Genomic DNA, 25,711 nt, shown 5'->3' with positions numbered 1-25,711 from the left:
CACATCTTCTGAACTCTCCATTCTCTTTCTCTGCGCCCTCTGCGCCCTCTGCGGTTCATGAAAAAAAATCTTTCTCAAAAATGCTTGAGACTTGCGATATAACATTCTTAACACCCTTACTTCAATCTAAAATCTAAAATCTAAAATCTAAAATCCCATGACTCGCCACCTTCTCAAGGCTAACTGCAAAACCGTACACTTGGGCGGTTTCTCTCCGAATATCGAACCTGCTTTAAGGGTGGATTCGGGCGATCGCATCGACATCGAAACCTATTCAGGATATTATGTTGCTGACAAAGCGCCGCCGGAATTTCTCACCCCCGAATTTTTAGATATTTGTCATAATTTGCCTCCCAACCGCAAAGTTGGCCCTGGGCCCCACTTGCTGACAGGCCCGATTTATGTTAACAATGCCGAACCGGGAGACGTTTTAGAAATTCACATTGAGGATGTTTACCCAAGTTTGCCAGTAGGATTTAATGCAATTCGCGCCGGATGGGGAGCATTACCTGATTATTTTCCCGAACCTAAATTGCGGTTTATTCCGCTAGATTTACAGCAAAAAACTGCTGAATTTCCCCCAGGTAGCCGCCTTGCGATTCCCTTGCATCCTTTTTTTGGAATTATCGGCGTTGCAAATTCAGAAATCAACCGTTCTTCTATTCCTCCAGAGCGCTACGGCGGCAATCTGGACAATCAGGAACTCCAAGCAGGAACGCGGTTATTTTTACCTGTTTTTCTGCGGGGCGGTTTACTGTCCATCGGCGACGGACATTCGGCACAAGGAGATGGTGAAGTTGACGGTACTGCTATAGAAACTTCGATGAACGGGACTATTAAAATTATCTTACGCAAGGATTTTTTTCGGATATTTCCGTTTGCAGAAACGCCCACTCATATTGTGATTATGGGATTTGGTAGAACATTAGATGAAGCGTTTGAGATGGCGCTAAAACAGACGGTTTATTGGCTGCAAAAGTTTGCAGGTTTCCAAGAGGAAGATGCTTATGTTTTGTGTTCCATCGCGGTAAATTTTCGGATTACGCAGGCTGTCAACAATCCTCAAAAAGGAGTTCACGGAATGATGCCCAAGTGTATTTTGCCGGAGGTGAAAATTATTGGTCACGGAGTGTGATGTAAAATGATAACACGCGAGGGACCAAAAAATTAGGATCGCGATCGCACAAACTACACAAATTTGTCACTGCTGTGGTCGATCAGGATCGCGTTCCTGTGGACAATTAAGCTTAAAATGGATAAGTTACCAGTTCTACCTAAATCGAACTCAACATGAAAAACCAGACTGACGATGTTGCCAAAAAAGATTTAGTCGATCGAGCTTTTGGGAGTGCAGCAATACCAGATCCCACAGCGTGGGTGCACGAACATTATTTTCTGGCTAATTTCGCCGATACTCTGGCCAACATTCAAGAACATTTGTCTGATGAGAGTTGCGAAATCGGCGAAAATGGCGACTCTGGCGAGGGACTCTTATCGATCGATGCCAAAATTAGAGATATGTTGAGAGCTACTTTTAGCGACGACGGCTGGCAGTATGTCGAAAGTTTATTGTGAGGTTGGTAACATCCATAAGTATTTGTACGTTCATAAATTTAGAGCGTAAGTTATACCAGTTTAAAAAAAGAATCCAACTTTAGGCCGATGATCTAAACCCTTAGATCATGCGTTATTCCTACTTCTTTAATCTCAAATATCAAATCTCCAATAATATCAGTTTCCTCCCCCAACGCAGACTCGCAACTGGGAGTAGCTGTGTGCATTTTCACCCCAATTTGAAGTAAATTTGACCTATTGTGATCTAGAATACTTTAGATCTGGGGAAAATTACTGTCGCTAGGAATTTCGATCGATCGCAAAAACGCCGCACTTTCTTCGGGCAAAGCAGTATTGATAAACATCCCGCTGCCCAGCTCAAATCCAGCTTGCTTGGTGACTCTGGGAATAATTGCGATATACCAGTGAAAGTATTTTGTTCCCCCTTCGGCGATCGGTGCCGATCGAATATTATAGTTGTAATCAGGATTGTTCAATCCGTAATAAAGCTTAGCTAGTACAGTTTTCAAAGTATCAGCAAGAGCCGTAACTTCCGCATCAGTAATTTCATCAAAGGAAGAGGAATGCCGACGCGGAAAAATCCAAGTGTGAAACGGTGAAAGTGCAGCGTAAGGGATAAAAGCCACAAAATGTTCACTCTCACAAATCACTCTTTCTCTCGCCGCTAATTCATCTTCCAAAGTCCGGCAAAACAGACATTCTCCCGTGTCATCAAAATATCTAATAGCTTCGTCGATGCGGCTGCGAAATTGGCTGGGTACAACGGGCGTCGCTGCTATCTGCGAGTGGGGGTGTTCGAGAGAAGTTCCGGCAGTTTCTCCGTGATTTTTGAAGATAATAATTGTTTCAATGTGGGGATTTTTTCTAATTTCTACATAGCGCTGGCGGTATACTAAAAGTATATTTGCAACTTCTTCAACACTCAACAAAGCTGTCGTCAAATCGTGTCGCGGGTGTTCGACAATTACTTCGTGAACGCCGATTCCCGCCATCGTGCGGTGAATTCCCGATGATATCCTCATCCATTTTGCTGTCGGGGAGAGGGCGGGATATTTGTTATAAATTGCCCTTACTTTCCAGTCAGCGCGATCGCCCAAACGGCAAGTTTCTAAGGTTCCGTCTTCTTCATTTCCCACGCAAAACGGGCAATCGGCACGGTGCGGTGGCACTACGGCAGCCCAGTTTTTTTTGTTAGCGAATTGATCCGGTCTTGTCGCCCGTTCGGTGGCGATGATAACCCAATCTCTGGTAATTAAATTTTGTCTAAGTTCAGACACTTTTTTACCTTCAGTTGCAGGGTTTAACCGTTTATTATTGTATAGAACAATTAGTATTTTGTCACTCCCTATTGCAGTTTTTTAACAAATCTTGATTTCTAAATCTTCCCGCAGTTCCCAACAGAAGTTAACAACAGTTGGCCTCGACGATAGAATGCGATTAGGACTAAATTGGTACAGAATATCTGTCTAGGCAGTACAGGCAAGCACAGATTTCAACCGCAGAGATTAAGCCAACTGCAACTGCACATTCTGCAACTTGCAAATCGCTTTCAACACTTGCGCCAACAAGAACGATCGCTCTCGGTCAATCAAATTCAATTGCGGTAAAATCTGATAAGTACAAGGATTTCCCCGCGTCAGATAGACAAACTGATAGTTACGTCCATTCGTCGTCAATCCCCAAACAGACGATTGCTGCTGCAAACTTTTATAAGCATAAGTCAGCAATTGTGGCAAACCGGCCCAAGAATCGATCGCACTATTTTTCGCCCCGACTACCAAAATCCAAAACTGTGCCGCCGCGAGTTCTGCATCCGGCTGATTTACCGCTAAGACATCCAAGCGCCCTTTAATTAAAGTATCCCCATCCTCAACCTCGATCGCGATGCTATCTTCCATTGTCAGCACGCTCGGAATATCAAAAAATCCTGCTAATCTCATTAACGGTGAAATCACTAAAAATTTAACGAGTGCTTCTGAAACTTTTCCTGCGGATAAGTAGCGTCGAAAGTCAGTTCTAATTTTTAATATTTCCTGCTGTTCTAATTCTGACAGCGCTTCCAGAGAGAAAAAATCGGTGAAGGCGTCTCCTTCTCGCTCTTCCAGTTTGAGAAGGCGGCGAACGTCATTTAGCGACAGTTGGCTTGCTTCTAAATTTTGGATCATGCTTTTCCCTATCATTCAGATTGAGTAATCCTTTTCAAGCAGCTTCACATCATTATACTATTAAACTAAAATTTATACAATTTTTTATATAAAAAATTTTCCCAAAACGAAGCTCTAACGAACTTTATTTGGTCTCAAAACTCGAGGCAATTATAATTTTCAAATAAACAGCCACAGCCCCAACATTTACACAATTCCCAAAATTCTTAACGAAACTCAAGATATTTTTGCGCTCAATTGCGTACAAAATAGTTTAAAGAAGTAGATGCAGTTACAGAAAAAGCAATGTCACAAGATACCATCGAATCAATTCTGCATGAAAGACGGCTATTTCAGCCGCCCGCTGAATTCTCCCAAAAAGCTCACATCAAAAGCCTAGAAGAGTACCAAGCCCTTTACGACAAAGCCAAAGCTGACCCCCAAGCCTTCTGGGCAGAACTCGCCGCCCAAGAATTGCACTGGTTCCAAAACTGGGATACCGTGCTCGACTGGCAACCGCCTTTTGCTAAATGGTTTGTCAACGGTAAAATTAATATTTCTTACAATTGTCTCGATCGCCACTTAACCACTTGGCGCAAAAATAAAGCCGCCCTGATTTGGGAAGGCGAACCCGGAGATTCCCGCACCCTCACCTACGCGCAACTCCACCGCGAAGTCTGCCAAATGGCGAACGTCATCAAACAATTGGGAGTCCAAAAGGGCGATCGCGTTGGCATTTATATGCCGATGATTCCCGAAGCTGCGATCGCCATGCTAGCCTGTGCCAGAATCGGTGCAGTACACAGCGTTGTTTTTGGCGGTTTTAGTGCAGAAGCTTTGCGCGATCGACTTAACGACGGCCAAGCAAAACTCGTCATCACCGCTGACGGTGGCTTCCGCAAAGATACCGCCGTCGGCCTCAAAACACAAGTAGACAAAGCATTAGCAAATAATGCCACACCCAGCGTTACTAACGTTCTCGTAGTTCAGCGCACCAAACAGAAAATTGACATGGAACCAGGGCGCGATCATTGGTGGCACGATTTGCAAAAAGGTGCATCGGCAAATTGTCCCGCCGAACCGATGGACAGCGAAGATATGCTGTTCGTACTCTACACCAGTGGCAGTACCGGCAAACCGAAAGGTGTCGTCCATACAACCGGTGGTTATAACCTTTATACCCACATGACAACCAAGTGGATATTCGACCTCCAAGATACCGATGTTTACTGGTGTACTGCTGATGTCGGCTGGATTACCGGACACAGTTACATAGTCTACGGGCCACTGTCCAACGGTGCAACAACTTTAATGTATGAAGGTGCTCCTCGCCCTTCTAATCCAGGCTGTTTTTGGGATGTAATTGAAAAATACGGCGTCACCGTTTTCTACACTGCACCCACCGCAATTCGCACCTTTATGAAAATGGGCGAACACTTGCCCAACGCGCGCAATTTGTCATCTTTACGATTGTTAGGAACCGTTGGCGAACCGATCAATCCCGAAGCTTGGATGTGGTATCAGCGCGTAATTGGCCACTCGAATTGTCCGATCGTTGATACTTGGTGGCAAACAGAAACCGGGGGAATTATGATTACCGCTTTGCCCGGTGCAATTCCTACAAAACCCGGTTCTGCAACCCTACCGTTCCCCGGAATTGTGGTCGATGTTGTTGACCAAGATGGGGAAACAGTCACTAACGAAAGCGGCGGTTATTTAGTGGTGAAACATCCTTGGCCGGGAATGATGCGGACACTTTACAACGATCCCGATCGTTTCCGCCGCACTTATTGGGAATATTTACACCCGAAAGATGGCGAATTTGTGTACTTTGCAGGGGACGGCGCGCACAAGGACAAAGACGGTTATTTCTGGGTAATGGGTCGCGTTGATGATGTAATTAATGTGGCCGGACACCGACTTGGCACAATGGAAGTCGAGTCAGCTTTGGTATCGCATCCAGCGGTGGCGGAAGCTGCGGTTGTTGGCAAACCGGATGAGATTAAAGGTGAGGAAATTGTGGCTTTTGTCACGCTGGACAACTCGCAGCAACCTAGCGATGAATTGGCTAAGGAATTGAAGCAGCACGTTGTTAAGGAAATTGGGGCGATCGCCCGTCCCGGCGAAATTCGATTTACTGATGCTTTGCCGAAAACGCGAAGCGGGAAGATTATGCGCCGATTGCTGCGTTCTTTGGCGGCGGGACAAGAGGTTTCTGGGGATACTTCGACTTTGGAAGACCGGACGGTTTTGGATAAGTTGCGCGGTGGTGCGTAGGGGGATTTTTTTCAGGGCAGGTTCTTAATAGCAGTAAGGTGCGCCGGGTCGTGCACCTTACTCTTTCTGCTTATGCTATCTTAGATATTTTTACTGTAGCAATGAATTATTTGGCTCATCTATTCTTATCAAAAGGCACGCCAGAATCCCTGATTGGCAACCTCTTAGGAGATTTTGTCAAAGGTTCGGCAATCAACCTTTATCCCGATGAAATTAGAAAGGGCATCGATTTGCACCGCAAAGTAGATAGCTACACGGACTCTCACGCAATAGTGCGATCGAGTAAAAGCCTTGTTTCTTCCCAGAGACGCAGGTTTGCTGGAGTTTTGATTGACGTGTTTTACGACCACTTCTTGGCTAAAAATTGGCTGGAATATTCAGAAATTCCCCTCCGGGATTTTTCTCAGGATGTCTATAAAATCCTGCAAGACAACCGCGATATATTACCTGACTCTCTCCAGCGGGTACTGCCCACAATAATTGCCCGCGACTTGCTTTCATCTTATCAGGAAATTGCCGAAATCGGCATCACTCTTACAAGAATGTCGGCCCGAATCAAGCGGACAAATAACTTGGCAAGCGGCATAGAAGATTTGACAGCTAACTATCAGCGCTTAGAATCAGATTTTCAAGATTTTTTCCCCGACTTGATAAAATACGCGACTGTTGACAAATATTAATACAAACAACAAAAATTACAGTTGCTAGTGATAACGAACTCGTGTATAATCCAAGCGATACCTGCATGAAATCTCAAGTGCAACAGGGTTCAAAATATGGCAACCAGAATTCCGAACCTGCAAATAACTAAAGTAGTTGATGGCGACAGCATCAAAATTTCTCTCAACGGCAAAACCGAATCTCTGCGGCTGATTTGCGTCGATACAGAAGAAAGTCATTCGGGAGGTTCCAAACCTGTAACTGCAGCGGGGAAAGCAGCTTCAGAAATGGCTAAAAAATACTTCGCCACAGCAGATGGCGGACTTGCTCAAATTGACATAGAATTTGATACAGACGATTCGGTTGAAGTAGCTCTACAAAAACACCGCGACAACTACGGGCGTCTCCTCTGTTACGTACATAAAGACGGAGAAAATTACAATCTTAAACTGATTGAAGAAGGCTGGAGTCCCTACTTCGTCAAATACGGGCGATCCCGATTGTATCACCGACAAATGACAGAGGGAGAATCGGCAGCAAAAGCTTACAATCTGATGATTTGGAATCCGATTATCAATGCCAAAATTTCCTCTCGCAACTATGCTAATTTACTTCCTTGGTGGTCGATGCGAGGCTCGATTGTTGAAGAGTTTCGGTTGTCGGAAGCAACCGCAGGAGCGCTTTCTTTGAGGTTGGACTACCCGAAAATATTAGCTGCTTCTGAGAGAGCTAAATCTATTACTATTTTCTGCGATTTGCAGGCGGGAATTACTAAAAGGATCGGCGGCAGCGCTGTAATTTATGCTGGTTCGGTGTATCATAAATTAGCTTTGTGGATACCAGATGCGGAAACTGATGAAATGGCTCCTTTGAAGCGGCTAATCGAGAAGCGTTATGCGGGTCTGGGACGGGGATATGTGTATGTCAGTGGGAAGGTAGAACAGTACAAAGGGAAGCCTCAAATAGTTTTGCAGGATATCAAACAACTTTCAGACTTTCCCCCACAAAAGTGAATTTTACATAAATTTAATTAACAAAATTGCAGGACAAATGGAACGATGAAGACTGTTCTCCGGGGAACGCGATTGAATTTTGGGCGATTCCCTACCGCAACGGGCTCGCACGCGCGTTCGGGATAGCTTGGCTTCACGCATTTTTTAAAATTTAAGTAGCATTATGGTTAACCATCCAAAATAATTGTGTTTTTTTTATTAGGCTAAATCAATTCATACTATAATACTATCATCGCAAATCTGTACCTGCCAATAGCTGCGACATCCATTCAAACTCCAGAGATTTAAAAGCTATGTGCCAATTACTGGGAATGAACTGCAATGTTCCAACAGATATTTGCTTTTCTTTTGAGGGTTTTTCTGCAAGAGGTGGCAAAACGGACGTTCATCAAGACGGTTGGGGAATTGCTTTCTTTGAAGGTTTGGGATGTCGCCTTTTTATAGACTCTAAACCTGCTATTGCTTCTCCGGTTGCAGAAGTAGTGCGTCGCTATCCCATTCATTCAACTAACGTCATTGCTCACATCCGCAAAGCTACCCAAGGCGAAATTGCTTTGGAAAACTGCCACCCTTTTATTCGGGAACTTTGGGGGCGCTATTGGGTTTTCGCTCACAATGGAAATCTGGAAAATTTTAATCCAGAACGTGCCGGAGTTTACAAACCTGTTGGCAAAACTGACAGCGAAAAAGCTTTTTGTTTGATATTAGAAAAGCTGCGCTCCACTTTTCCTCAAAGCAAGCCTGCTGTAGCGGAAATTTACCCGGTACTGGAGGAAATTACTAAAAGTTTGGCAGAACACGGAATTTTTAATTATTTACTTTCTGATGGAGAACACTTGTTCACCCATTGTTCTACTAATCTGCATTATATTGTGCGACAAGCACCTTTTGCTAGCGCTCACTCGATCGACGAAGATGTAACTGTCGATTTTCGGGAATTGACCAACGAGGACGATCGCGTGGCTGTTATTGCCACTTTTCCGCTGACTGATAACGAAGTTTGGACGCAAATTAAGCCGGGAGAATTGCTGGTATTTCAGGATGGTTTGCCGCTCTCTTCTGGGCTGCGGGAGTTAAGTTAACTAGATTTAAACTGAGATGTTGCACCATTGTCAATAAGCTTTTTATGAACAGGCAAGATGCCTGTTCCACAAGAAAATCTACTCTTTGTGGAACAGGCATCTTGCCTGTTCTTGAGAATGGTGCAAGATGTGAGTTTAAACAAATTTAAAGCCTAAACAGAACCTCGAACCTGTTAAATGACCAGCTTTCCAGCTTGATTTATTAAGCCAGATTTGTCATTGCGCTTGACAGCGGCTAAGCCTTCGGAAAAACTGCCTACAGCGGAAACTTAGGGGCGATCGCCCACTAGCCTGCTTGATTGATATATCCCCACCCTTTTGAAGCCCTAACTGCTGCTAAACCTTCATTAAATGAGCCGGGTTTGCACAATTTGATGATGATTCTTGTAGGGTGTCCCGCCTTCAGTGAAAATACACCTGACTGGCTACGATATCCCATCCCACAAAACAATCAAAATCATCCCCCAATTATGCAACGGCTTACCACTGTTCCCGAACTAAAAACAGAGGGATTAATTCGGTTGAATAGCAGCTAGAATTTGTCCGGCTGTCACCGTTTGTCCCTTTTGACAAAACAACTCGGCGACAGTGCCGGCAACATCAGCAGTAATAGCAATTTCCATTTTCATCGCTTCCAAAATTAATAGGCGATCGCCCTCAGCAACCGCATCTCCAACATTAACCAGCACCTGCCAAACATTTGCCGAAACGTGAGCGACAACTGCCTCACAACCGATCGGCAAAACAACCTCCGCCGCCGTGTCAGAAACCACATCCGCCGAGGATTCTGCGGCAGCTTCAGCGTCAAATTCCCCGGATGCGGCCCAGCGATCGCGCTCTGCATTAAATGCGGCCTGCTGCTGCGCTTTAAACTCAGCCGCACTGCCCGCAATAGAATGCAAAAACTCATTGTATTCTCTCAAATTAAAAGTGATTTCCTCAACCTTTAATTTAAACTTCCCTTCAATAAATTCTTCCCGACAGCGGTGCAATTCCTCATGAGAAACCGGATAAAATCGGATTTGGTCAAAAAAGCGTAAAAGCCAAGGTTTACCAGACTGGAAATCCGCCGTTTGTTTGAACCGATTCCACATTTGCACCGTGCGGCCGACAAATTGATAACCTCCCGGCCCTTCCATCCCGTAAACGCACAAATACGCGCCGCCAATGCCCACTGCATTTTCAGGAGTCCAAGTGCGGGCGGGATTGTATTTAGTAGTAACCAAACGGTGGCGCGGATCGAGGGGAGTTGCGACGGGCGCGCCTAAATAAACGTCTCCCAAACCCATCACTAAATAGCTAGCATTAAATACAATTTCTCTGACTTGTTCGATGCTGTCAAGCCCGTTGATGCGGCGAATAAACTCAATATTGCTGGGACACCAAGGTGCATCCGATCGCACAGACTGCATATATTTTTCAATGGCCAACAGCGTCGATTCATCTTCCCAAGATAAAGGCAAGTGCACAATTCGCGCCGGCACTTCCAAATCCTCGATCGCCGGAAGTTCCGCCTCAGCCGCAATCAGCGCCTGCATTAGCTGCTGTTGCGAAATCTGGCGGCTGTCAAAGTGAATTTGGAGCGATCGCATTCCCGGCACTAATTCGATCACACCAGGCAACGGATTTGCTTTCAACTGTTCCATCAATGCGTGCGCCCGAAAACGCAAGTTTAAATCCAGCACCAATGGGCCGTATTCAACTAGAATATATTTATCCCCAGCTTGACGGTAAGTAACAGCAACCTGTCCCGGAGATTCGGGAATTTGGTGCAAAATAGGAGAAATGGGAACTGCGGGCAATTCCTCCACATTTTTCCCAAAAACAGGCAAACTAAAAGTAGCAATTTGCCTGTTTTGTGCTAATTCCCGCTGCAAAGCTTCAGCAAAACTCAAACAGTGAAACCGAATGCTGTCCCCCGGTTTCAGTTGCCCGATTTTCCACAATTCCGACTGCACAATAGTAGCAGGACAGACAAACCCTCCCAAACTTGGGCCGTCAAGACCGAGAATTACAGGCATATCGCCCGTAAAGTCGATCGTGCCGATCGCGTAAGCATTATCGTGAATGTTAGACGGGTGCAAACCCGCTTCTCCTCCGTCTTGACGCGCCCAGGTGGGCTTCGGGCCGATCAGCCGAATGCCCGTCCGCGTCGAGTTGTAATGCACCTGCCATTCTGTGGAGAAAAACATTTCGATGTCTGACTCAGTAAAGAAATCCGGCGCGCCGTGAGGCCCGTACAAAACGCCGATTTCCCAATTATTGCTGTAGCTGGGAATTAGTTCGGGAGGCAAAGATATTTCCGCTTCCAGAGTGGCAGTTTGATGCAGTTTAAGCACATCTCCCGGACGCAGCGTGCGGCCCGCGTGTCCGCCAAATTTGCCCAGTACAAAAGTTGATTTGCTGCCCAAATAATCGGGGACATTAAAGCCGTGTTTGATTGCTAAATAAGTGCGGTAGCCGCCGCCTTGAATGGCTTTTAACTTGAGAATGCTGCCAGCTTTTACGGGAATTGCAGTCCAAAACGGCACCGATTCGCCGTTTAGCGTTCCCTTCATAATTGCACCAGTCAAACTAATAACTGTATCGGCATTAAAGCGCAGAGTTGGGCCTGTTGCTGTGAATTCCAATCCTGCTGTCGATTCGGGATTTCCTACTAAACGATTTGCCGATCGAAATGCCAGATGATCCATCGGCCCAGAAGGCGGCACGCCCACATCCCAATAGCCAATCCGCCCCGGATAATCCTGAATGCTGCTGTAGGTTCCCCCATCCAATACATCGATCGTTAAAGGTGCGTATTCAAAAGAGTTTAAAAAGCGCGTGCTCAGTTCGCCCCGGCTGAATCGGGAATCGTCCAAAATCTGGCGGAGGTAATCTAAATTAGTTTCAATTCCCGCTATTTCACTGGCATCTAAAGCAGCTTTTAGTTTTACGATCGCCTGCGATCGATTATCCCCGCAAACGATTACTTTGGCTAGCAGCGGATCGTAAAAAGGAGTAACCTCCGTGCCGCTTTCTATCCAACTGTCACAGCGGACGTTTTCGGGAAACGCAACTTGATTCAGCAACCCGGAACTCGGCTGAAAATTCTTGCCGGCATCTTCCGCATAAATTCGCACCTCAATTGAGTGTCCCTGCGGCCGATAGCGGTACTTTTCGAGGGGGAACAAATCCCCAGAAGCCTGTTTTACCATCCACTCAACGAGGTCGATGTTGTTGACAGCTTCAGTCACGCCGTGTTCAACTTGCAAGCGCGTGTTGACTTCCAAAAAATAAAACTGTTTCGCATCGACATCAAATACAAATTCAACAGTACCGGCTGACTGGTAATTGACCGCTTTTCCCAACCGCACTGCTGCACCGTACAACTGATTTCGCTGTTCGTCGCTAATACCAGGGGCGGGGGTTTCTTCAATTACTTTTTGATTGCGCCGCTGCACCGAACAATCTCGCTCGCCCAAGGCTATGACATTTCCTTTGCCATCTCCAAAGATTTGGACTTCAATGTGTCTGGCTGTTTGAATATATTTCTCTAAAAAAACGCCGCTTTGTTTAAAATTGCTTTTACTCAAACGCTGTACTTTTTCAAAGGCTTCTGCCAAATCTCGATCGCCAAAACAAGCCTGCAAACCAATGCCGCCGCCGCCTGCGGTACTTTTGAGCATCACCGGATAGCCGATCGCCCCAGCCGCTTTTTGGGCATCCTCTAAACTTGCTAAAAGTTCGCTTCCGGGAGTTAGCGGCACTTGATTTGCAGCGGCTATTTCCCGCGCGGTGTGCTTCAATCCAAAGCAGCGCAACTGACTCGGAGTCGGGCCGATAAATGCAATATTTTCGCTGGCGCAAGCTTCGGCAAATTCAGCATTTTCGCTCAAAAATCCGTAACCCGGATGGATGGCTTGAGCTTTTGTTTGGCGCGCAACTTCGAGAATGCGATCGAACCGCAAATAACTCTCGGCTGCGGCGGCTGCACCGATACAAACGGCTTCGCTGGCGGCGAAAACGTGTTTGGCGTGGGCGTCGGCTTCAGAATATACTGCTACCGAAGCAATTCCGAGGCGATCGAGCGTGCGGATAATTCGGCAGGCAATTTCACCGCGATTTGCAATCAAAACTTTGTTAAACATTTAGGTAAGTGGTAATTGATAAGTGCTAATTGATAATTGATAATTGCTAATGGGCAATCGATTCTTCAGTCCTCTTTAGAGGACTTTAGCTATTAGCCAGGGGTTTAAACCCCTGGCGGTTTCTGGCGGGTATGCAGCTACAACCTACACCGCATCCCAAACAATCAACTGAATCGGCGTAGGATTATAAGCATTGCAAGGATTGTTCATTTGCGGGCAATTAGAAATAGCAACTAGCGCGTTCATTTCGGCTCGCAAATCAACTGTACTTCCCGGATCGGAGATGCCGTCAACAATTTCAAGCGTGCCATCTTCGCTAACTGGAACATTCATAAAGAAGTTGATATTGCTGACTAAATCTCGCTTGCCCAAACCGTAGGGAAGAATTGCGGCGAGGAAATTTTCAACACAGGCGTGCTGGTATTTTTTATCTAGTCCAAACCGCACCGAATTGCTCTCGCAGCTACACGCGCCACCGGAGGTATCGTGTCGGCCGCAGGAGTCAGCAATTATGGTCATAATGGCTCGCCCTTCGTTGGAAATGAGTTGGCTGTTTGTAGTGACAAAGATGTTGCCTTGATTGACGATCGTATCGGGGGCGCTGTAGCGTTCGGAAGGGTCATCGGCATTGTAAACTAAAAAATCTACTGCTTGATTTCCGCCTAAATCTACAATGCGGAGAATCTGTCCTTTTTTGATGACGCGAGCCCAGGGATGTCGGGCGGGTAAAACTTCGTTATAAATTGCAGTTTTTGGATCGAGAAGTTGTTGGGTAGTTGCAGTCATGGTTCACTTTTTGTGATGGAAGTACAGAATTTTTCACCGCAGATTGGTGGGGACAAGATTGAATTGTGTAATCGGGGGTTTATTGCACGAACAAAGCATCGGTGTTGATGAAGCCGCGCACGGCTTCCGGGTTGGCGGTGCGGCACAAGTCGTCTGGTGCGGGTGCGGGGGATTTCACAATCTGAATTTGGATGGGTTTTGGATCGTAAATTGAACCAGGATGCAGGATGTGGGGGCAGTTAGATATAACGGTCAATACGTTCATTTCGGCTCGCAAATCGATAAAACTTCCCGGTTTCTCGCAGCCTTCGCGAAACTCCATCGTGCCGTCTGGTTTGACGGCAATGCGAGTAAATAAGTTGAGGTTGGGCATGATATCTTTTTTGCTCAATCCCCAACGAGTTAGGGCTTTGAGGAAGTTGTCGCGGGAGTTTTTCCAGTCTCCTTCGCCGTATTTTTTGGCATTGCTAATGGCGTTGCTGCATCCTCCTAGCAAATCGTGACAGCAGGAGGTATCTTGGGTGATAGAAAATAGGATGCGTCCCATGTCTGTGTAAAGCACCATGCCTTCTTTGAGAAAGGCGTTGAATTGAATTTTGGCGGTGTCTGCTGCGTTGAAACGTTCGATCGCATTGTCGGCGTTGTAGCACAGCATGGAAACGCCGCGAGAGCCTTCTAAATCGGTGATTCGCAGGGTGTTTCCCCGCTTGATGACCCCCGACCAGTACGCGCCGCCCGGTACGGTTTCTTGCATTAATACGAGGCTTGAATCAATTTCTGAGTTTGTGTCGATCGATGATAGTTGCACCATAAGTTCCTCTTGATGTATTTGGGGGGGGGTGAGGGAAACAAAACAATAGTATTTTGTAGTGGCAAAACTCACCCTCTCCCAAAGTAATATTTATCTACACTGATATCTTGCACCATTCTCAAGAACAGGCAAGATGCCTGTTCCACAAAACTCACTTTTATTGTGGAACGGGCATCTTGCCCGTTCCTAAATAGGTAATTGACAATGGTGCAAGATGTTAAGTTTCCACTTACTTAGGTTGGCAGTTAAACTATTGGCGCCGACGCCAAAAGTGCAAATACAAACCTATTTCTATTTAAGCAGCCATTGCAACTGCTTCCTGTCCGTGTTTCCGCATCAAATCCATGAGTTCGTCGCGGTAATCGTGGAATTTGGCATGGCGTTTAACGCTGGGAGTGCGATCGGGCAAATTAATCGACATTTCCTTTCTCACTGTACCGGGACGAGCGCCCAAAGCATAAATCCGATTGGAAAGAAACACCGCTTCTTCGACATCGTGGGTAATCATAAAGATTGTAATCTGGGTGCGGCGCCACAAATCGAGCATGAATTCGTGCATCGATTCTTTCGTGTGGATATCCAAGGCGCCGAAAGGTTCATCCATTAATAACACTTTAGGTTCAGAAGCGAGGGCGCGGGCGATCGCCACCCGCTGTTTCATCCCGCCCGACAATTCCTTCGGCAGCGACGAAGCAAACTGCGTCAATCCTACCACATTCAAATAATAGCTCGCTTGTTCGCGCCGCTTTTTCTTGGACACGCCTTGAAGTTTGAGGCCAAACTCGGCATTTTCCTGCACGTTCATCCAAGGATAAAGAGTGTAATGCTGAAATACCATACCTCGATCCGGCCCAGGCGAAACAACTTCCTTGCCGTCAATTTTCACTTCCCCTGTTGTCGGCTTGTCCAATCCCGCAATCTGCCTCAACAGAGTAGATTTGCCCGAACCGGATGCGCCTACCGCGCAGATAAATTCGCCTTGCTTAATGCTCATATTGATGTCCTTGAGGACAACTAATTTACCTTTTTTCGTGTCAAAGTTTTTGTGCAGGTTGTTGATTTGTAGAAACATGAGTTTATCCTCTGTATTGTAAGTAAAAAATTGATTTCTTCAATCCCAAAATCTGTAAAATTTAGGAGTAAAAACGATAGGTAGCGGGGGTTTCAAGTTTATTTTACACCACTGCCTTCTTCCCTCTTCCTTCTTCCTTCTTCCTTCAAAATCTGCTTACTGTTTCTGGCTTGACCATTTACAAGAAACCCGCAGCAGATATTGAAAAAGCAAGTCAAAAGTCAGTCCGATCGCCCCAATGACAATCAGCCCCACAAATATTTCATCGGTTCGGAGAAATCGACCGGCGACGCTGATCCGGCGGCCTAAGCCTTCGGTTGCAGCAATCAATTCCGAGACGATTACCAATTGCCAAGCCGCAGCTAGGTTGATGCGGCTAGCATCAAGAATTCCCGGCAAAACGTGGGGAAAAATAACTTGAGTTAGGATTTCCCAGCGATTCCCGCCCAACATATAAGTAGATTCGATCAAGTCTTTGGGAACAAACTTGACTGTATCCATCACCATCAGCGAATTGAAGAAAAAGACGCCGATAAATATCAGCATTATTTTGGGTTCTTCGCCGATGCCCAAGTAGAGAATTAGCAGGGGAATGAATGCTGGTGCGGGCATATATCGCATCAAGCCGAACATGGGTTCAAGCAAGGCACGAATACTGGAAAAACTGCCCATCAGCACGCCAATTGGTATGGAAAAAACCAAGGCGAACAGAAAGCCCACTCCCACTCGCCACAAACTCGCTACCGTGTCTTTCAAAAGTTCGCGAGTGTTCCACAGTCGGCCGAATGCTTCTAACACTTTGCCGGGGGAAGGCAAAAATTTGGGGTCTACATCGGCGAAAGTTGTTACTAGCCACCATACCAGCAGCGGCAGTGCGATCGATGTTACCGTTAACCCAATATTGAGGGGTTGTGGTATCTCTTCCGCAATCCGCCAGAAAACGGTGGGATTTAGGCTTTTTTGCTTGAGGTGGGATTGGATCGATCGCGGATCGGGGTTTGGTGGCATGATTTAATTGCAGAACAGTTGAGCGATTAATTGAAGTAGATTTGGGGGATTATAAAAAGTATTTTTTTTTAGGTTTTTTTGTGTATGCACAATCGTAAATTATGCCTTTTAGCTTTTACCTTCTGCATAAGCTTTGATAAAGCGATCGTCAAATAATGTGCTGATATCTGGTTGGGTTTTCGCTAAATTTACATCGACGAGGAATTTAGTCATTTCTACCGCCGCAAACTGCAATGATGTCATGTCATTTCCTGGTTGAAAGGCTTTCAAGTTTTCCTCAACCGTAAATATCTTAGTGCCGTTTTCATATTCTTTGTATTCCTCAACGCTAACTCCGGCGCGGTTTGCTAGAATTTCGTAAGATTTCTCTTTATTTGCTTTCATGTATTCCAACGTTGCAAACCATGAATTGACCAGGGCTTGCACTCGATCCGGGTGTTCGTTGATAAACTTTCGGGTGAATACCAAATGGTCCGAAATTGCCCCCGGAAAATCTTTGGAACTAAACAATTCCTTGCTATTCGAGCGTTTTAATGCCTGCGTGGTAAACGGCGCAAATACTGCCACCGCATCGACTTGTCCTCCGACGAAAGCCGCCGCAGCTTTGCCCGTTTCCAGCGGTACAAATTGAATGTCCCGCACTGATAAACCTGCTTTTCTCAGCCCTAACAGCAATAGAAAGTGATCGACTGTACCTTCCTCTGCTGCCACTTTTTTACCTTTTAAATCGGCAACGGAATTGATGCCTTCGGCGACAATTACTTTGTCATTTCCCGTCGAGTTGTCGTTGACTAAAACAATTACTTGGTCGGCGCCACCTGATATAGAGTTTACTGTATCGCCGAGGGTTTGGCTGTTAGCATCTATCTGTCCTGCTGTCAGGGTGCTGATCGATTCTAAGTAGCCGTCAAACCATTTTAAGTCTACAGGAACTTTATTGACTTCAAATATCTTTTGTTCTTTGGCAATCTGCCAAGGAAACCAGCCGGGCCACGCGCTGAATCCGAGGCTAACTGCATCAGCACTTACTGAAGAAGCTGCTTCGCTTTCAGTCGTGGTTTTGATATAAATTGCCGGGTTGACGCAGCCAACAGCGAAAAACAAGGTGATGAAAAATAGGGCGCAGTAGGATAAGGGCGATCGCGTTATTTTGGGCGAGCAATATCGGATATTCATAGCAGATTCTGGTTGCTGGTTAGAGGTGAATATGTCGATCGAGCTTTTGCACCTTCTTTGGCTTCCTTAGCTTCCGCAAACCCCCCTGATATACAAGGATAAAGCCCGAGAGCTAACGAACCGAGTCTTGATGACCGATCGCGTTTCTCCCGGGCTTTTATCCCGCCGTGTAACTGGCTAGTGTTTCCCTCAAATTAATAAAATATTGGGATGACCAGTCTGCTTCTCTCGGACCAGCACTTGAACTTTCTAAGCTGAGTTAGAAACTAATTCAAATCGGAACCCTAGAAGCGGTTAAATTTTTCGGTTTTTGTCTGTATAAGTCCTGTTTGCAACCCAAGGAGTTATGCGAGACTGTCAGTAACAGCAATGCACTTAGCTTTTTGAAAGGTAAGCATACTGTAGTTTGCAATCTTACTAGATTGCTACGTTTCAAACGGTAACAGCAAACTTAATGCGAAAATGTGTAAAATGTTACAAAAAACGGTTTTTTTGGGAGTTGTTAATTAAACTTTTTGGAAGATTAAAGCGAGCGATGAGACGGGGCGATGGGAAATCGCGAAGTTTACCTGCACAAAAAGACGAAACCCGCAAGGTCAGGGTTGAATATTTCTCAAGAAATACTTCGACCAGTAGACCAGATACGAGGACGATCGCCAATACGGTAAACTAACATCCTATTTGTAATAACCATCGCCTTGCAGAGCCTTTGAAGTGATTTCTTCAATCTAAAATCTAAAATCTAAAATCGAACGATCGCCCAGCAAAGCCTGTAAACTCAATTGTTCAATCTAAAATCTAAAATCTAAAATCTAAAATCGACTGACGGTGCACTATGGAAAAATTTAACTACAGCAACAGTCTCGACATTCATTCGCTACTCCATCGCTACCGCACCGGGTCGATCGCGCCTGCAGATGTAATCGCGAGCGTGTACGATCGGATCGAACGCTATGCAGATCCGGCAGTATGGATTTATTTAGCACCGCAGGCGGAAACCCTCGAACGCGCCAAAGCTTTGGAAAACCTAGATCGGGAACAATTGCCACTCTACGGAATACCTTTTGCGATCAAAGATAATCTCGATTGGGCGGGCGTTCCGACTACGGCGGGATGTCCTGCGTTTGCTCGCACTCCAGCGCGATCCTCCGCAGTCGTAGAGCGCCTGTGCGCGGCAGGTGCGATCGCGATCGGCAAAACAAACATGGATCAATTTGCCACAGGATTAGTCGGAACCCGCACACCTTATGGAGTTTGCCGCAATCCTTTCGATTCGCGCTACATTCCGGGCGGATCGAGTTCCGGTTCCGCAGCAGCAGTCTCCGCCGGATTGGTGAGTTTTGCTCTGGGTACAGATACCGCAGGCTCGGGGCGGGTTCCCGCTGCTTTTACCAACATTGTCGGGCTGAAGCCAAGTTGCGGCTCGATCGGCACTCGCGGCCTACTACCAGCGGTGCGCTCGCTCGATTGCGTTTCTGTGTTCGCTCTCACCTGTGCGGATGCGGCCTCCGTGCTACAAGTAGCCAGCGGTTTTGACGCTGAGGATGCGTTTTCTCGTCACCCTGAAACGAAAGTTTTGCCGGATTTATCCCGCTTGCGGGTGGGGGTTCCCGGAGACGGCGAACTCGAATTTTTCGGGAATGCAGAAGCCGAACAGCGCTACCGAGATGCGATCGCGCGCTTGCAATCATTGGGCTGCACGATCGCACCTATTGACTTCAAACCCTTTGCAGATGCTGCCGAACTGCTCTACGGTGGGCCTTGGGTAGCAGAAAGGTTGGCCGCGATCGGCGATTTCCTCGACGCGCACCCAGATGCGATCGATCCGATCGTCTACGAAATTATCAGCGGCGGCAAGCGCTACGATGCCGTCGCGGCTTACCGCGCGTCCTATCGGTTGGCCGAGCTCCGCCAACAGGCAGAAATTCAGTGGCAGTCAATGGATGTGTTGGCTGTTCCCACGACAGGCACGATATATACTGTCGCAGAAGTTGCAGCCGAGCCGATCGCGCTCAACACCAATCTGGGGCGCTACACGAACTTTGCGAATTTGCTCGATTTGTGTGCGGTCGCAGTTCCCAGCGGGTTTCAAAGCAGCGGATTGCCCGCAGGATTGACACTGATGGCTCCTGCGTGGCACGATTTATCGCTCTGCAGCCTGGGAGGTGCTTTCCACGAGCGCTTGGGGGGAACTATGGGCGCAACCAACCTGCCGCTGCCAACCCTCCCGGAACCAGCCATCGCAGCCAAACCTGCTTCAGAAGAACGAGTCAAAATAGCCGTAGTCGGCGCTCATTTGAGCGGTGAACCGCTGAATTATCAACTAATCGAGGGGGGAGGCGTTTTGGTTCGCGCCTGCCGTACCCGCCCGATTTACAAGCTGTACGCTTTGACGGGTACTGCTCTGGGCAAGCCGGGATTGGTGCGTCAGATAGAGGGCGGTAGCGCGATCGAGGTGGAAGTTTGGGAGTTGTCGATCGCGGCTTTCGGCGGATTTGTCGCTAAAATTCCCCCGCCGCTGGGAATTGGTACGCTGGTGTTGGAGGACGGTTCGACGGTGCAGGGCTTTTTGTGCGAACCTTATGCTGTGGCGGATGCGATCGATATTTCTCATCTCGGCGGTTGGCGAGCTTATAACTTCCGCTTTTAAGTTAAGTTAGAATGGCAAATTTCTACCCATCTTCAGAATCATGCCATCAGCAGTGCCAATTCGACCAATTCCCGTTACAACCCCAACCCCCACCGGCGGCGGTACCCGTCCCGGAGGGGTATCTGGCGGCACTCGCGGCACCAGCGGCCCCGACTCCCTCAGAGGTACTGCGGGCGCTAACTTGATATTTGGTTTGGGTGGTCCTGACAGCATTTTGGGCTTAGGCGCAGACGATTCCCTCTACGGCGGCGACGGCGATGACTCACTGCTGGGCGACATTGGCAATGATTTGCTGTTCGGGGGTGCCGGCCGCGACAGCGTTGTGGGCGGCGCCGGCGACGATACTTTCTACGGTGGCAAAGGTTCTGACTCAATGCTGGGTGCCGATGGCAATGATTTGCTGTTTGGCAACCAAGACACCGATACTTTGTTGGGAGGCGCGGGCGATGACTCGCTTTTTGGGGGTGCCGGCGATGACTCGCTGTTTGGTGGCATCGGCAATGACTGTTTATCGGGCGATCGCGGGCGAGATACTTTAACTGGCGGCGCTGGAAACGATACTTTTGCGATCGGGCGTTTGGCAGATGGTGATGTGATTACAGACTTTACTGATGGTATCGATCAAATTCGCTTGACTGCCGGTCTCACCTTTGGCGAACTCACCATTTCCGCTGGGACAGGAACTTCGCCGAGTACAATTATTCAGCTTACAAACACCAAGGAAACTCTCGCTACTTTATTCGGAGTTGCCCGCGGTTCTATCAGTCAGGCAGACTTTATTCTTTAATTGGGAATTGTTGACGGTTGACGGTTGACTCTTGACTGTTGACTGTTGACTGTTGACTGTTGACTGATACAAAATCCGGGTTTGCTAACCATTTTATGAGACTCGGTGCTTGAAACCGCTTTTGACCTCAAACTACACAAACGAAGTCTGCCTTCGCAGACTAAGATAGAGAAAGTTATTTAAGCAGGATTTGGTATGACAACTGACTAATAACAACTGACTAATAACAACTGACTAATAACAACTGACTAATGACTACTAGCTACTGACAACTGACAACTGACAACTGACTAATGACTACTGACGGTTTTCTCAATCTCAACAAACCTGCGGGCATGACTTCTCACGACTGCGTGGGGCGAGTGCGCCGACTATTGAAACTCAAGCGAGTCGGACACGGAGGAACCCTCGATCCTGCTGTGACTGGCGTTTTACCGATCGCCCTGGGCAAAGCAACCAGACTGCTGCAATATCTCCAACACAATAAAGCTTACCGAGGCACGATTCGGTTTGGCTTAACTACTGCTACTGACGATTTAGAAGGAGAAATTATCCATTCTCGACCGGTATCGGAGTTGAGTTTGGAAAAAGTGCAAGCTGCACTGCCAAAGTTCCTAGGAAAAATCGAGCAATTTCCGCCTAGTTTTAGTGCGGTGCAGGTGGGAGGAAAACGCCTTTATGAGTTAGCTAGAAAAGGCGAAACTGTGGAAGTTGCTGCTAGAAATGTTGAGGTTTTTCGGCTGGAAATATTGGATTGGCGGCCGGGGGATTTTCCTGAATTGGATTTGTCGATCGCCTGCGGGGCGGGTACTTACATTCGGGCGATCGCACGGGATTTGGGTGCGGTGTTGAATACAGGCGGTACTTTGGCTTGTTTGACTCGCACCGAAAGTAGCGGTTTTTCGATCGACCAAAGTCTCACTTTTGAAGAATTAGAACTGCAATTGCAGGAGGATAAATTCTGCCCGATTTTGCCATCGGCGGTTTTGGGACATTTAGGTGCGATCGTCCTTTCCCCTGAATATACCAAACGCTGGTTTCAAGGACAGCGCCTCCCGATTCCCGAAACGCCGATCGGGGGAGAGGAAGAAAGTAGGAACAATCCCCCCGACAACCTAATACCCCAACCTCCCTATCCGTTGCAGGTTTACGATCGAGACGGTAATTTTTTAGGTATCGGTCAAGTAGCCAACTCAGAGACAAGTACCATATTATCTCCTCAAATTGTGATTTAAGTATCTAAAATAAAAATGAAAAAAGGTATAATTGGTACGGGCAAAGTTGGCGGAACTCTAACCGCTGGGAATGCTCTCGATGCACCTAGCTTACAGCGGTACGGGATGATATTGGCCTGTTAATCTAATCAATCGCTGAGGTAAAAATTGTGAAAATATTGCTGATCGGATTAATCCGAGGCTACAAAATGGGGATTTCTCCTTACCTGCCTAACGCCTGTAGATTTCAGCCCACTTGTTCGCAATACGCGATCGAAGCAATAGAAAGATTTGGGGCTGCCCGCGGCGGTTCGATGGCAGTTAAGCGGATTTTGCGCTGTCATCCTTTTCATCCAGGGGGTTACGATCCAGTACCTCCCACAGATAGCGAGGGCAATTAATTATTAGTTATAATCCTGATTTTAGTTATTAGTTAATAGGGCAAATAGCCGTTACATCCTCATGGCTAAAACTCCTGGGGGGAATCAGTCCCTAAGAGGGTTAAATTCTCACAATTAGTGGTGTTTTTTAACCTAAATTCAGTAAAATTACTGTTATCTTTCAAAACTCAGCAGCTATATAATGGTACAAACAGAGTACAGGGGATGCGAGTTGATATGTCTGCTACCGCAATCGGATACAAAATGTTGTCCCATACTCTGGCTGTACTCAGCCAGAAACAAGCAACGGGGAAACTGGTGTTAGAGCAAGGGGAACAACAGTGGCAACTTTACTTTTTTCAGGGTAGTTTGGTGTATGCCACGGGAGGATCGCACAGAGCTAGACGCTGGTACAGGGCGATCGGGCAACACTGTCGAAACTTTCAAGTGGATCTCAGAGACCTCGATGCTGGAGAACTGTGGGAATATCAACTGCTTCAGCGAGGGATAGCAGCCAGCGAAATGAGCCTGGAACAAGCTAGGGCGATCGTCCACACCAGCCTTTCCGAAGTGTTATTTGCTCTGATTGGTCAATCGGGTTTGCGCCGGGAGTGGCGTCCGTCCCAGAAATATTTTTCTACAATTACCTCTTCTTTGCTGCTGTCTTTAACAGAAGTAGAGAAAGTTCTGTGTTGTACAGAAGAAATTTGGCAGAAGTGGAAAGCAATGGGTTTGTGGTTGGTAGATCCAGAACAAGCACCGCTTTTAAAACCGTCGGCTCAGTTGCAGCAAAATCGATTTAGTTCTAATTCTTTGATCGCTTTGGGTAACGTATTCAACGGCGAGAATACTCTTTGGGATATTGCATTTAAGAAAAAGCAGTGCGTGACAGTGGCAACTCGCGCTTTAGTCAATTACATCAAGCAGGGTTTAGTAAATTTCCGCACAGTACCAGACTTGCCGTCGCCTATAGAACAGTGGCGCCTGGCCGCAGCTATCGCTGGGCCGGGTCGCCCTTTGATTGCTTGTATTGATGACAGTCCGACAGTTTGCGAATTTTTAGAGCAAATTTTATTGCCGGAGGGCTATCGAGTCCTAAAAATTCAAGACCCCATGCAGGGAGTGGGCCTCCTCGCCAAACAAAAGCCTGCTTTAATTTTTATGGACGTGGTGATGCCGAAGACAAGTGGCTTTGCTTTGTGCAATTTTTTGCGAAAGACACCTGCTTTTCGGGAAACTCCGATCGTGTTTTTGACCAGTCAAGACAGTATAATTGACCGCACACGAGCGAAATTGACAGGTGCTTCCGATTTTTTGAGGAAGCCAGCCAATCCCGAGCAGGTTTTGGAAATAGCTGACAAGTATTTGAAGGTAAAAGGCGATCGCTACCCTTCAGCAATTCGCCCCCAAGATATACTGAACACGCACCAACTTACCTTGGCAAATTCTTGACCCCAAATTAATGAACACAAGAACCCCTTGCTGGGTGCGTCAGTTCCTGACGCACCCTACGCTCATTGTAAAATAAAGACGCAATCGAATTTAAGATAATTAATGATGAGTAATGTTACGATCGATCGCACTCCGCAGGTGAGCGTAGTAATTCCGGCTTACAACTGCGCGGATTACGTCGGCCAAGCCGTAGATAGCGTTCTGCACCAAACCTATACTAACTGGGAAATTATTGTCGTAGACGACGGCTCCCGAGACGATACCAAATTAGTTTTAGAGAAATATGGCGATCGAATTCGCTACATTTACCAACAAAATCAAGGAGTTTCGATTGCCAGAAATCACGGCATCGAGCTAGCGCGAGGAGAATTTATCGCCTTTCTCGATGCTGACGACTACTTTTTTCCCGACAAATTAGCAGCACAAATGGCTGTATTTGCAGTGCGACCAAATCTAGGAATCGTCCACAGCGGCTGGCGTCTAGTTAATAGTATAGGCGAACCCCTAAAAGATGTAAAACCCTGGCAAAATGTACCTAACTTAGACTTAGAAATGTGGCTGCGGTGGAAACCAGTATTACCCAGCGCGATGGTATTTCGCCGTCAGTGGTTAGAGCGCGCCGGCGGATTTGATCCTCGATTTCCCCCGGCAGAAGATACAGATTTAGTGCTGCGTTTAGCCTTAATGGGATGCGAAGCAGAGTGGTTGCAACAAGTAACTGTTTGCTACCGCCAGCACGAACAAAGCGCCATGTACAAAGGTTTACCCCAGGCTAAATCCCTCGCCGCAGTGATGGACAATTTTTTTGCCCGCCCCGAGTTGCCGGATAAAATACGTTTGTTGGAAAAGCAAATCAAGTACAGTACCTTAGTTTGGATTGCTTGGTATTTGTACCGCACCGGTCATTCTGTTGAGATGGTAGAGTTTTTGCAGCGTTCTTGGAATTATACGCCTTATTTGCCTGTGGAAACAGTAATTAATTGGGCGGAAGCTTTCGCCGAGTTTTCGCAGGATGCGGGAAATGAATTCGATGCAGATTTATTCGCTCAATCTCCTGAGTGGCAGCAGTTAATGCAGTGGATGATTCTCGGTACGCCAGCTTGATTGAAAGCTTTTCCATTGCACTCATATCGTTTACGGTTGCATAGGAATTATTTAACCGCAGAGAGCGCAGAGGAAGAGAAGAGAGGCTTTTCGCATTTCTGGCCATGTAAAACCTGCATAAACTTTATTAGGCTTCAGTTTGAGTTTCTGCTTCAGTAAAAATTGGCGGCCACAGTTCAGCAATTGGCAATTCCCAACCTGGGAAGAGTTCGGCGACTGTCAAAATATCTTCATTTCCCAACACAATTGGTTCACCTTCCTGACGATAAACTGTTACAGTTTCTTCATCTGGATCGATCAAAATTCCTACTTCGGGCTTGCTGAATATATCGATGGCACTTGACGTAGCCTGGGTTATGCGCTCGCGAGAGCGAGGGTAAAGTGCAAAAT

General features: G+C 46.8%; 20 protein-coding genes, 2 pseudogenes and 1 riboswitch. Of the genes and pseudogenes, 12 read left to right on the top strand and 10 right to left on the bottom strand.

All coding sequences use genetic code 11. The features are described from left to right. Nucleotides 1-157: 157 nt before the first annotated feature. Together QUA07_RS25920 and QUA07_RS25915 are read left to right on the top strand one after the other, a co-directional pair. Nucleotides 158-1,135, top strand: a complete 978-nt coding sequence (locus QUA07_RS25920; protein ID WP_333330980.1) for an acetamidase/formamidase family protein — start codon at nucleotides 158-160, stop codon at nucleotides 1,133-1,135. A gap of 155 nt (nucleotides 1,136-1,290) precedes the next feature. Next, nucleotides 1,291-1,575, top strand: a complete 285-nt coding sequence (locus QUA07_RS25915) for a hypothetical protein (protein WP_333081651.1) — start codon at nucleotides 1,291-1,293, stop codon at nucleotides 1,573-1,575. Between the two features lie 254 nt (nucleotides 1,576-1,829). Here QUA07_RS25915 and galT read toward each other — a convergent pair whose 3' ends face one another. Together galT and QUA07_RS25905 are read right to left on the bottom strand one after the other, a co-directional pair. Further along, nucleotides 1,830-2,852 (bottom strand): galactose-1-phosphate uridylyltransferase, encoded by a 1,023-nt coding sequence (galT, locus tag QUA07_RS25910; RefSeq protein WP_333330976.1) that lies wholly within the window; start codon nucleotides 2,850-2,852, stop codon nucleotides 1,830-1,832. A 228-nt stretch (nucleotides 2,853-3,080) separates the two neighbouring features. Beyond that, nucleotides 3,081-3,740, bottom strand: a complete 660-nt coding sequence (locus QUA07_RS25905) for a restriction endonuclease subunit R (protein ID WP_333330973.1) — start codon at nucleotides 3,738-3,740, stop codon at nucleotides 3,081-3,083. 285 nt (nucleotides 3,741-4,025) lie between these two features. Here QUA07_RS25905 and acs point away from each other — a divergent pair, with 285 nt between their 5' ends. From acs to QUA07_RS25885, 4 genes are all read left to right on the top strand, one after another. Then, on the top strand, nucleotides 4,026-5,996 hold the full coding sequence (acs, locus tag QUA07_RS25900) for an acetate--CoA ligase (protein WP_333330970.1): 1,971 nt from the start codon (nucleotides 4,026-4,028) through the stop codon (nucleotides 5,994-5,996). A gap of 50 nt (nucleotides 5,997-6,046) precedes the next feature. Beyond that, nucleotides 6,047-6,676, top strand: coding sequence for an ACP phosphodiesterase (locus QUA07_RS25895; protein ID WP_333330968.1), 630 nt, complete (start codon nucleotides 6,047-6,049; stop codon nucleotides 6,674-6,676). Nucleotides 6,677-6,772: 96 nt separating this feature from the next. Further along, nucleotides 6,773-7,669: a thermonuclease family protein gene (locus QUA07_RS25890; protein ID WP_333330965.1), complete on the top strand. Its 897-nt coding sequence runs from the start codon at nucleotides 6,773-6,775 to the stop codon at nucleotides 7,667-7,669. 293 nt (nucleotides 7,670-7,962) lie between these two features. Then, nucleotides 7,963-8,751, top strand: a complete 789-nt coding sequence (locus tag QUA07_RS25885) for a class II glutamine amidotransferase (RefSeq protein WP_333330962.1) — start codon at nucleotides 7,963-7,965, stop codon at nucleotides 8,749-8,751. A 173-nt stretch (nucleotides 8,752-8,924) separates the two neighbouring features. On the opposite strand, the pseudogene QUA07_RS30130 reads toward QUA07_RS25885, so the two are convergent. The 7 genes and pseudogenes from QUA07_RS30130 to QUA07_RS25855 all read right to left on the bottom strand — a co-directional run. Continuing rightward, nucleotides 8,925-9,011, bottom strand: a pseudogene (locus tag QUA07_RS30130) (WG repeat-containing protein); the annotation flags it as partial. 252 nt (nucleotides 9,012-9,263) lie between these two features. Beyond that, nucleotides 9,264-12,881, bottom strand: a complete 3,618-nt coding sequence (gene uca / locus QUA07_RS25880) for an urea carboxylase (protein WP_333330959.1) — start codon at nucleotides 12,879-12,881, stop codon at nucleotides 9,264-9,266. A gap of 144 nt (nucleotides 12,882-13,025) precedes the next feature. Further along, complete coding sequence (locus QUA07_RS25875) at nucleotides 13,026-13,667, bottom strand: urea amidolyase associated protein UAAP2 (RefSeq protein WP_333330956.1); 642 nt, start codon at nucleotides 13,665-13,667, stop codon at nucleotides 13,026-13,028. 79 nt (nucleotides 13,668-13,746) lie between these two features. Continuing rightward, nucleotides 13,747-14,478, bottom strand: coding sequence for an urea amidolyase associated protein UAAP1 (locus tag QUA07_RS25870; RefSeq protein ID WP_333330953.1), 732 nt, complete (start codon nucleotides 14,476-14,478; stop codon nucleotides 13,747-13,749). Between the two features lie 295 nt (nucleotides 14,479-14,773). Next, entirely contained in the window at nucleotides 14,774-15,550 is a 777-nt protein-coding gene (locus tag QUA07_RS25865) for an ABC transporter ATP-binding protein (protein ID WP_333330951.1), read from the bottom strand. 156 nt (nucleotides 15,551-15,706) lie between these two features. Beyond that, on the bottom strand, nucleotides 15,707-16,558 hold the full coding sequence (locus QUA07_RS25860; protein WP_333330948.1) for an ABC transporter permease: 852 nt from the start codon (nucleotides 16,556-16,558) through the stop codon (nucleotides 15,707-15,709). A gap of 108 nt (nucleotides 16,559-16,666) precedes the next feature. After that, a complete protein-coding gene (locus QUA07_RS25855; RefSeq protein ID WP_333330945.1) occupies nucleotides 16,667-17,734 on the bottom strand; it encodes an ABC transporter substrate-binding protein in 1,068 nt (355 codons plus the stop codon). Nucleotides 17,735-17,878: 144 nt separating this feature from the next. Continuing rightward, nucleotides 17,879-18,033, bottom strand: a riboswitch (guanidine-I (ykkC/yxkD leader). 536 nt (nucleotides 18,034-18,569) lie between these two features. Between QUA07_RS25855 and atzF the strand changes: the two genes are divergently transcribed. The 6 genes from atzF to QUA07_RS25825 all read left to right on the top strand — a co-directional run bounded on the left by atzF (nucleotide 18,570) and on the right by QUA07_RS25825 (nucleotide 25,321). Further along, nucleotides 18,570-20,384 carry an allophanate hydrolase gene (atzF, locus tag QUA07_RS25850; protein ID WP_333330942.1) on the top strand — a complete coding sequence of 605 codons (1,815 nt, stop codon included), beginning with the start codon at nucleotides 18,570-18,572 and terminating at the stop codon, nucleotides 20,382-20,384. Nucleotides 20,385-20,424: 40 nt separating this feature from the next. Beyond that, nucleotides 20,425-21,171 (top strand): calcium-binding protein, encoded by a 747-nt coding sequence (locus tag QUA07_RS25845; protein ID WP_333330939.1) that lies wholly within the window; start codon nucleotides 20,425-20,427, stop codon nucleotides 21,169-21,171. Between the two features lie 293 nt (nucleotides 21,172-21,464). Beyond that, nucleotides 21,465-22,406 carry a tRNA pseudouridine(55) synthase TruB gene (truB, locus tag QUA07_RS25840; RefSeq protein ID WP_333330936.1) on the top strand — a complete coding sequence of 314 codons (942 nt, stop codon included), beginning with the start codon at nucleotides 21,465-21,467 and terminating at the stop codon, nucleotides 22,404-22,406. 149 nt (nucleotides 22,407-22,555) lie between these two features. Then, nucleotides 22,556-22,786, top strand: coding sequence for a membrane protein insertion efficiency factor YidD (gene yidD, locus QUA07_RS25835; RefSeq protein WP_333330933.1), 231 nt, complete (start codon nucleotides 22,556-22,558; stop codon nucleotides 22,784-22,786). A 216-nt stretch (nucleotides 22,787-23,002) separates the two neighbouring features. After that, nucleotides 23,003-24,217 (top strand): response regulator, encoded by a 1,215-nt coding sequence (locus QUA07_RS25830; protein ID WP_333330930.1) that lies wholly within the window; start codon nucleotides 23,003-23,005, stop codon nucleotides 24,215-24,217. Between the two features lie 105 nt (nucleotides 24,218-24,322). Next, nucleotides 24,323-25,321 (top strand): glycosyltransferase, encoded by a 999-nt coding sequence (locus tag QUA07_RS25825; RefSeq protein ID WP_333331001.1) that lies wholly within the window; start codon nucleotides 24,323-24,325, stop codon nucleotides 25,319-25,321. 127 nt (nucleotides 25,322-25,448) lie between these two features. Here QUA07_RS25825 and QUA07_RS25820 read toward each other — a convergent pair. Then, a pseudogene (locus QUA07_RS25820) lies at nucleotides 25,449-25,711 on the bottom strand (hypothetical protein); the annotation flags it as partial.

The sequence above is a fragment of the Microcoleus sp. T3_A4 genome (genome assembly GCF_036700465.1).
Classification (GTDB): domain Bacteria; phylum Cyanobacteriota; class Cyanobacteriia; order Cyanobacteriales; family Microcoleaceae; genus Microcoleus.
Note: the sequence above shows the minus strand (reverse complement) of the source record. Positions and strands in the feature narration are given on the sequence as shown.

What these genes read in the sequence shown, in the direction of transcription:
- QUA07_RS25885 (WP_333330962.1), top strand. Translation starts at nt 7,963, where the DNA reads ATGTGCCAATTACTGGGAATGAACTGCAATGTTCCAACAGATATTTGC.
- QUA07_RS25830 (WP_333330930.1), top strand. Translation starts at nt 23,003, where the DNA reads ATGTCTGCTACCGCAATCGGATACAAAATGTTGTCCCATACTCTGGCT.
- QUA07_RS25920 (WP_333330980.1), top strand. Translation starts at nt 158, where the DNA reads ATGACTCGCCACCTTCTCAAGGCTAACTGCAAAACCGTACACTTGGGC.
- QUA07_RS25845 (WP_333330939.1), top strand. Translation starts at nt 20,425, where the DNA reads ATGCCATCAGCAGTGCCAATTCGACCAATTCCCGTTACAACCCCAACC.
- QUA07_RS25915 (WP_333081651.1), top strand. Translation starts at nt 1,291, where the DNA reads ATGAAAAACCAGACTGACGATGTTGCCAAAAAAGATTTAGTCGATCGA.
- QUA07_RS25860 (WP_333330948.1), bottom strand. Translation starts at nt 16,558, where the DNA reads ATGCCACCAAACCCCGATCCGCGATCGATCCAATCCCACCTCAAGCAA.
- atzF (WP_333330942.1), top strand. Translation starts at nt 18,570, where the DNA reads ATGGAAAAATTTAACTACAGCAACAGTCTCGACATTCATTCGCTACTC.
- QUA07_RS25865 (WP_333330951.1), bottom strand. Translation starts at nt 15,550, where the DNA reads ATGTTTCTACAAATCAACAACCTGCACAAAAACTTTGACACGAAAAAA.
- truB (WP_333330936.1), top strand. Translation starts at nt 21,465, where the DNA reads ATGACTACTGACGGTTTTCTCAATCTCAACAAACCTGCGGGCATGACT.
- QUA07_RS25905 (WP_333330973.1), bottom strand. Translation starts at nt 3,740, where the DNA reads ATGATCCAAAATTTAGAAGCAAGCCAACTGTCGCTAAATGACGTTCGC.
- acs (WP_333330970.1), top strand. Translation starts at nt 4,026, where the DNA reads ATGTCACAAGATACCATCGAATCAATTCTGCATGAAAGACGGCTATTT.
- QUA07_RS25825 (WP_333331001.1), top strand. Translation starts at nt 24,323, where the DNA reads ATGAGTAATGTTACGATCGATCGCACTCCGCAGGTGAGCGTAGTAATT.
- uca (WP_333330959.1), bottom strand. Translation starts at nt 12,881, where the DNA reads ATGTTTAACAAAGTTTTGATTGCAAATCGCGGTGAAATTGCCTGCCGA.
- QUA07_RS25870 (WP_333330953.1), bottom strand. Translation starts at nt 14,478, where the DNA reads ATGGTGCAACTATCATCGATCGACACAAACTCAGAAATTGATTCAAGC.
- QUA07_RS25875 (WP_333330956.1), bottom strand. Translation starts at nt 13,667, where the DNA reads ATGACTGCAACTACCCAACAACTTCTCGATCCAAAAACTGCAATTTAT.
- QUA07_RS25890 (WP_333330965.1), top strand. Translation starts at nt 6,773, where the DNA reads ATGGCAACCAGAATTCCGAACCTGCAAATAACTAAAGTAGTTGATGGC.
- QUA07_RS25855 (WP_333330945.1), bottom strand. Translation starts at nt 17,734, where the DNA reads ATGAATATCCGATATTGCTCGCCCAAAATAACGCGATCGCCCTTATCC.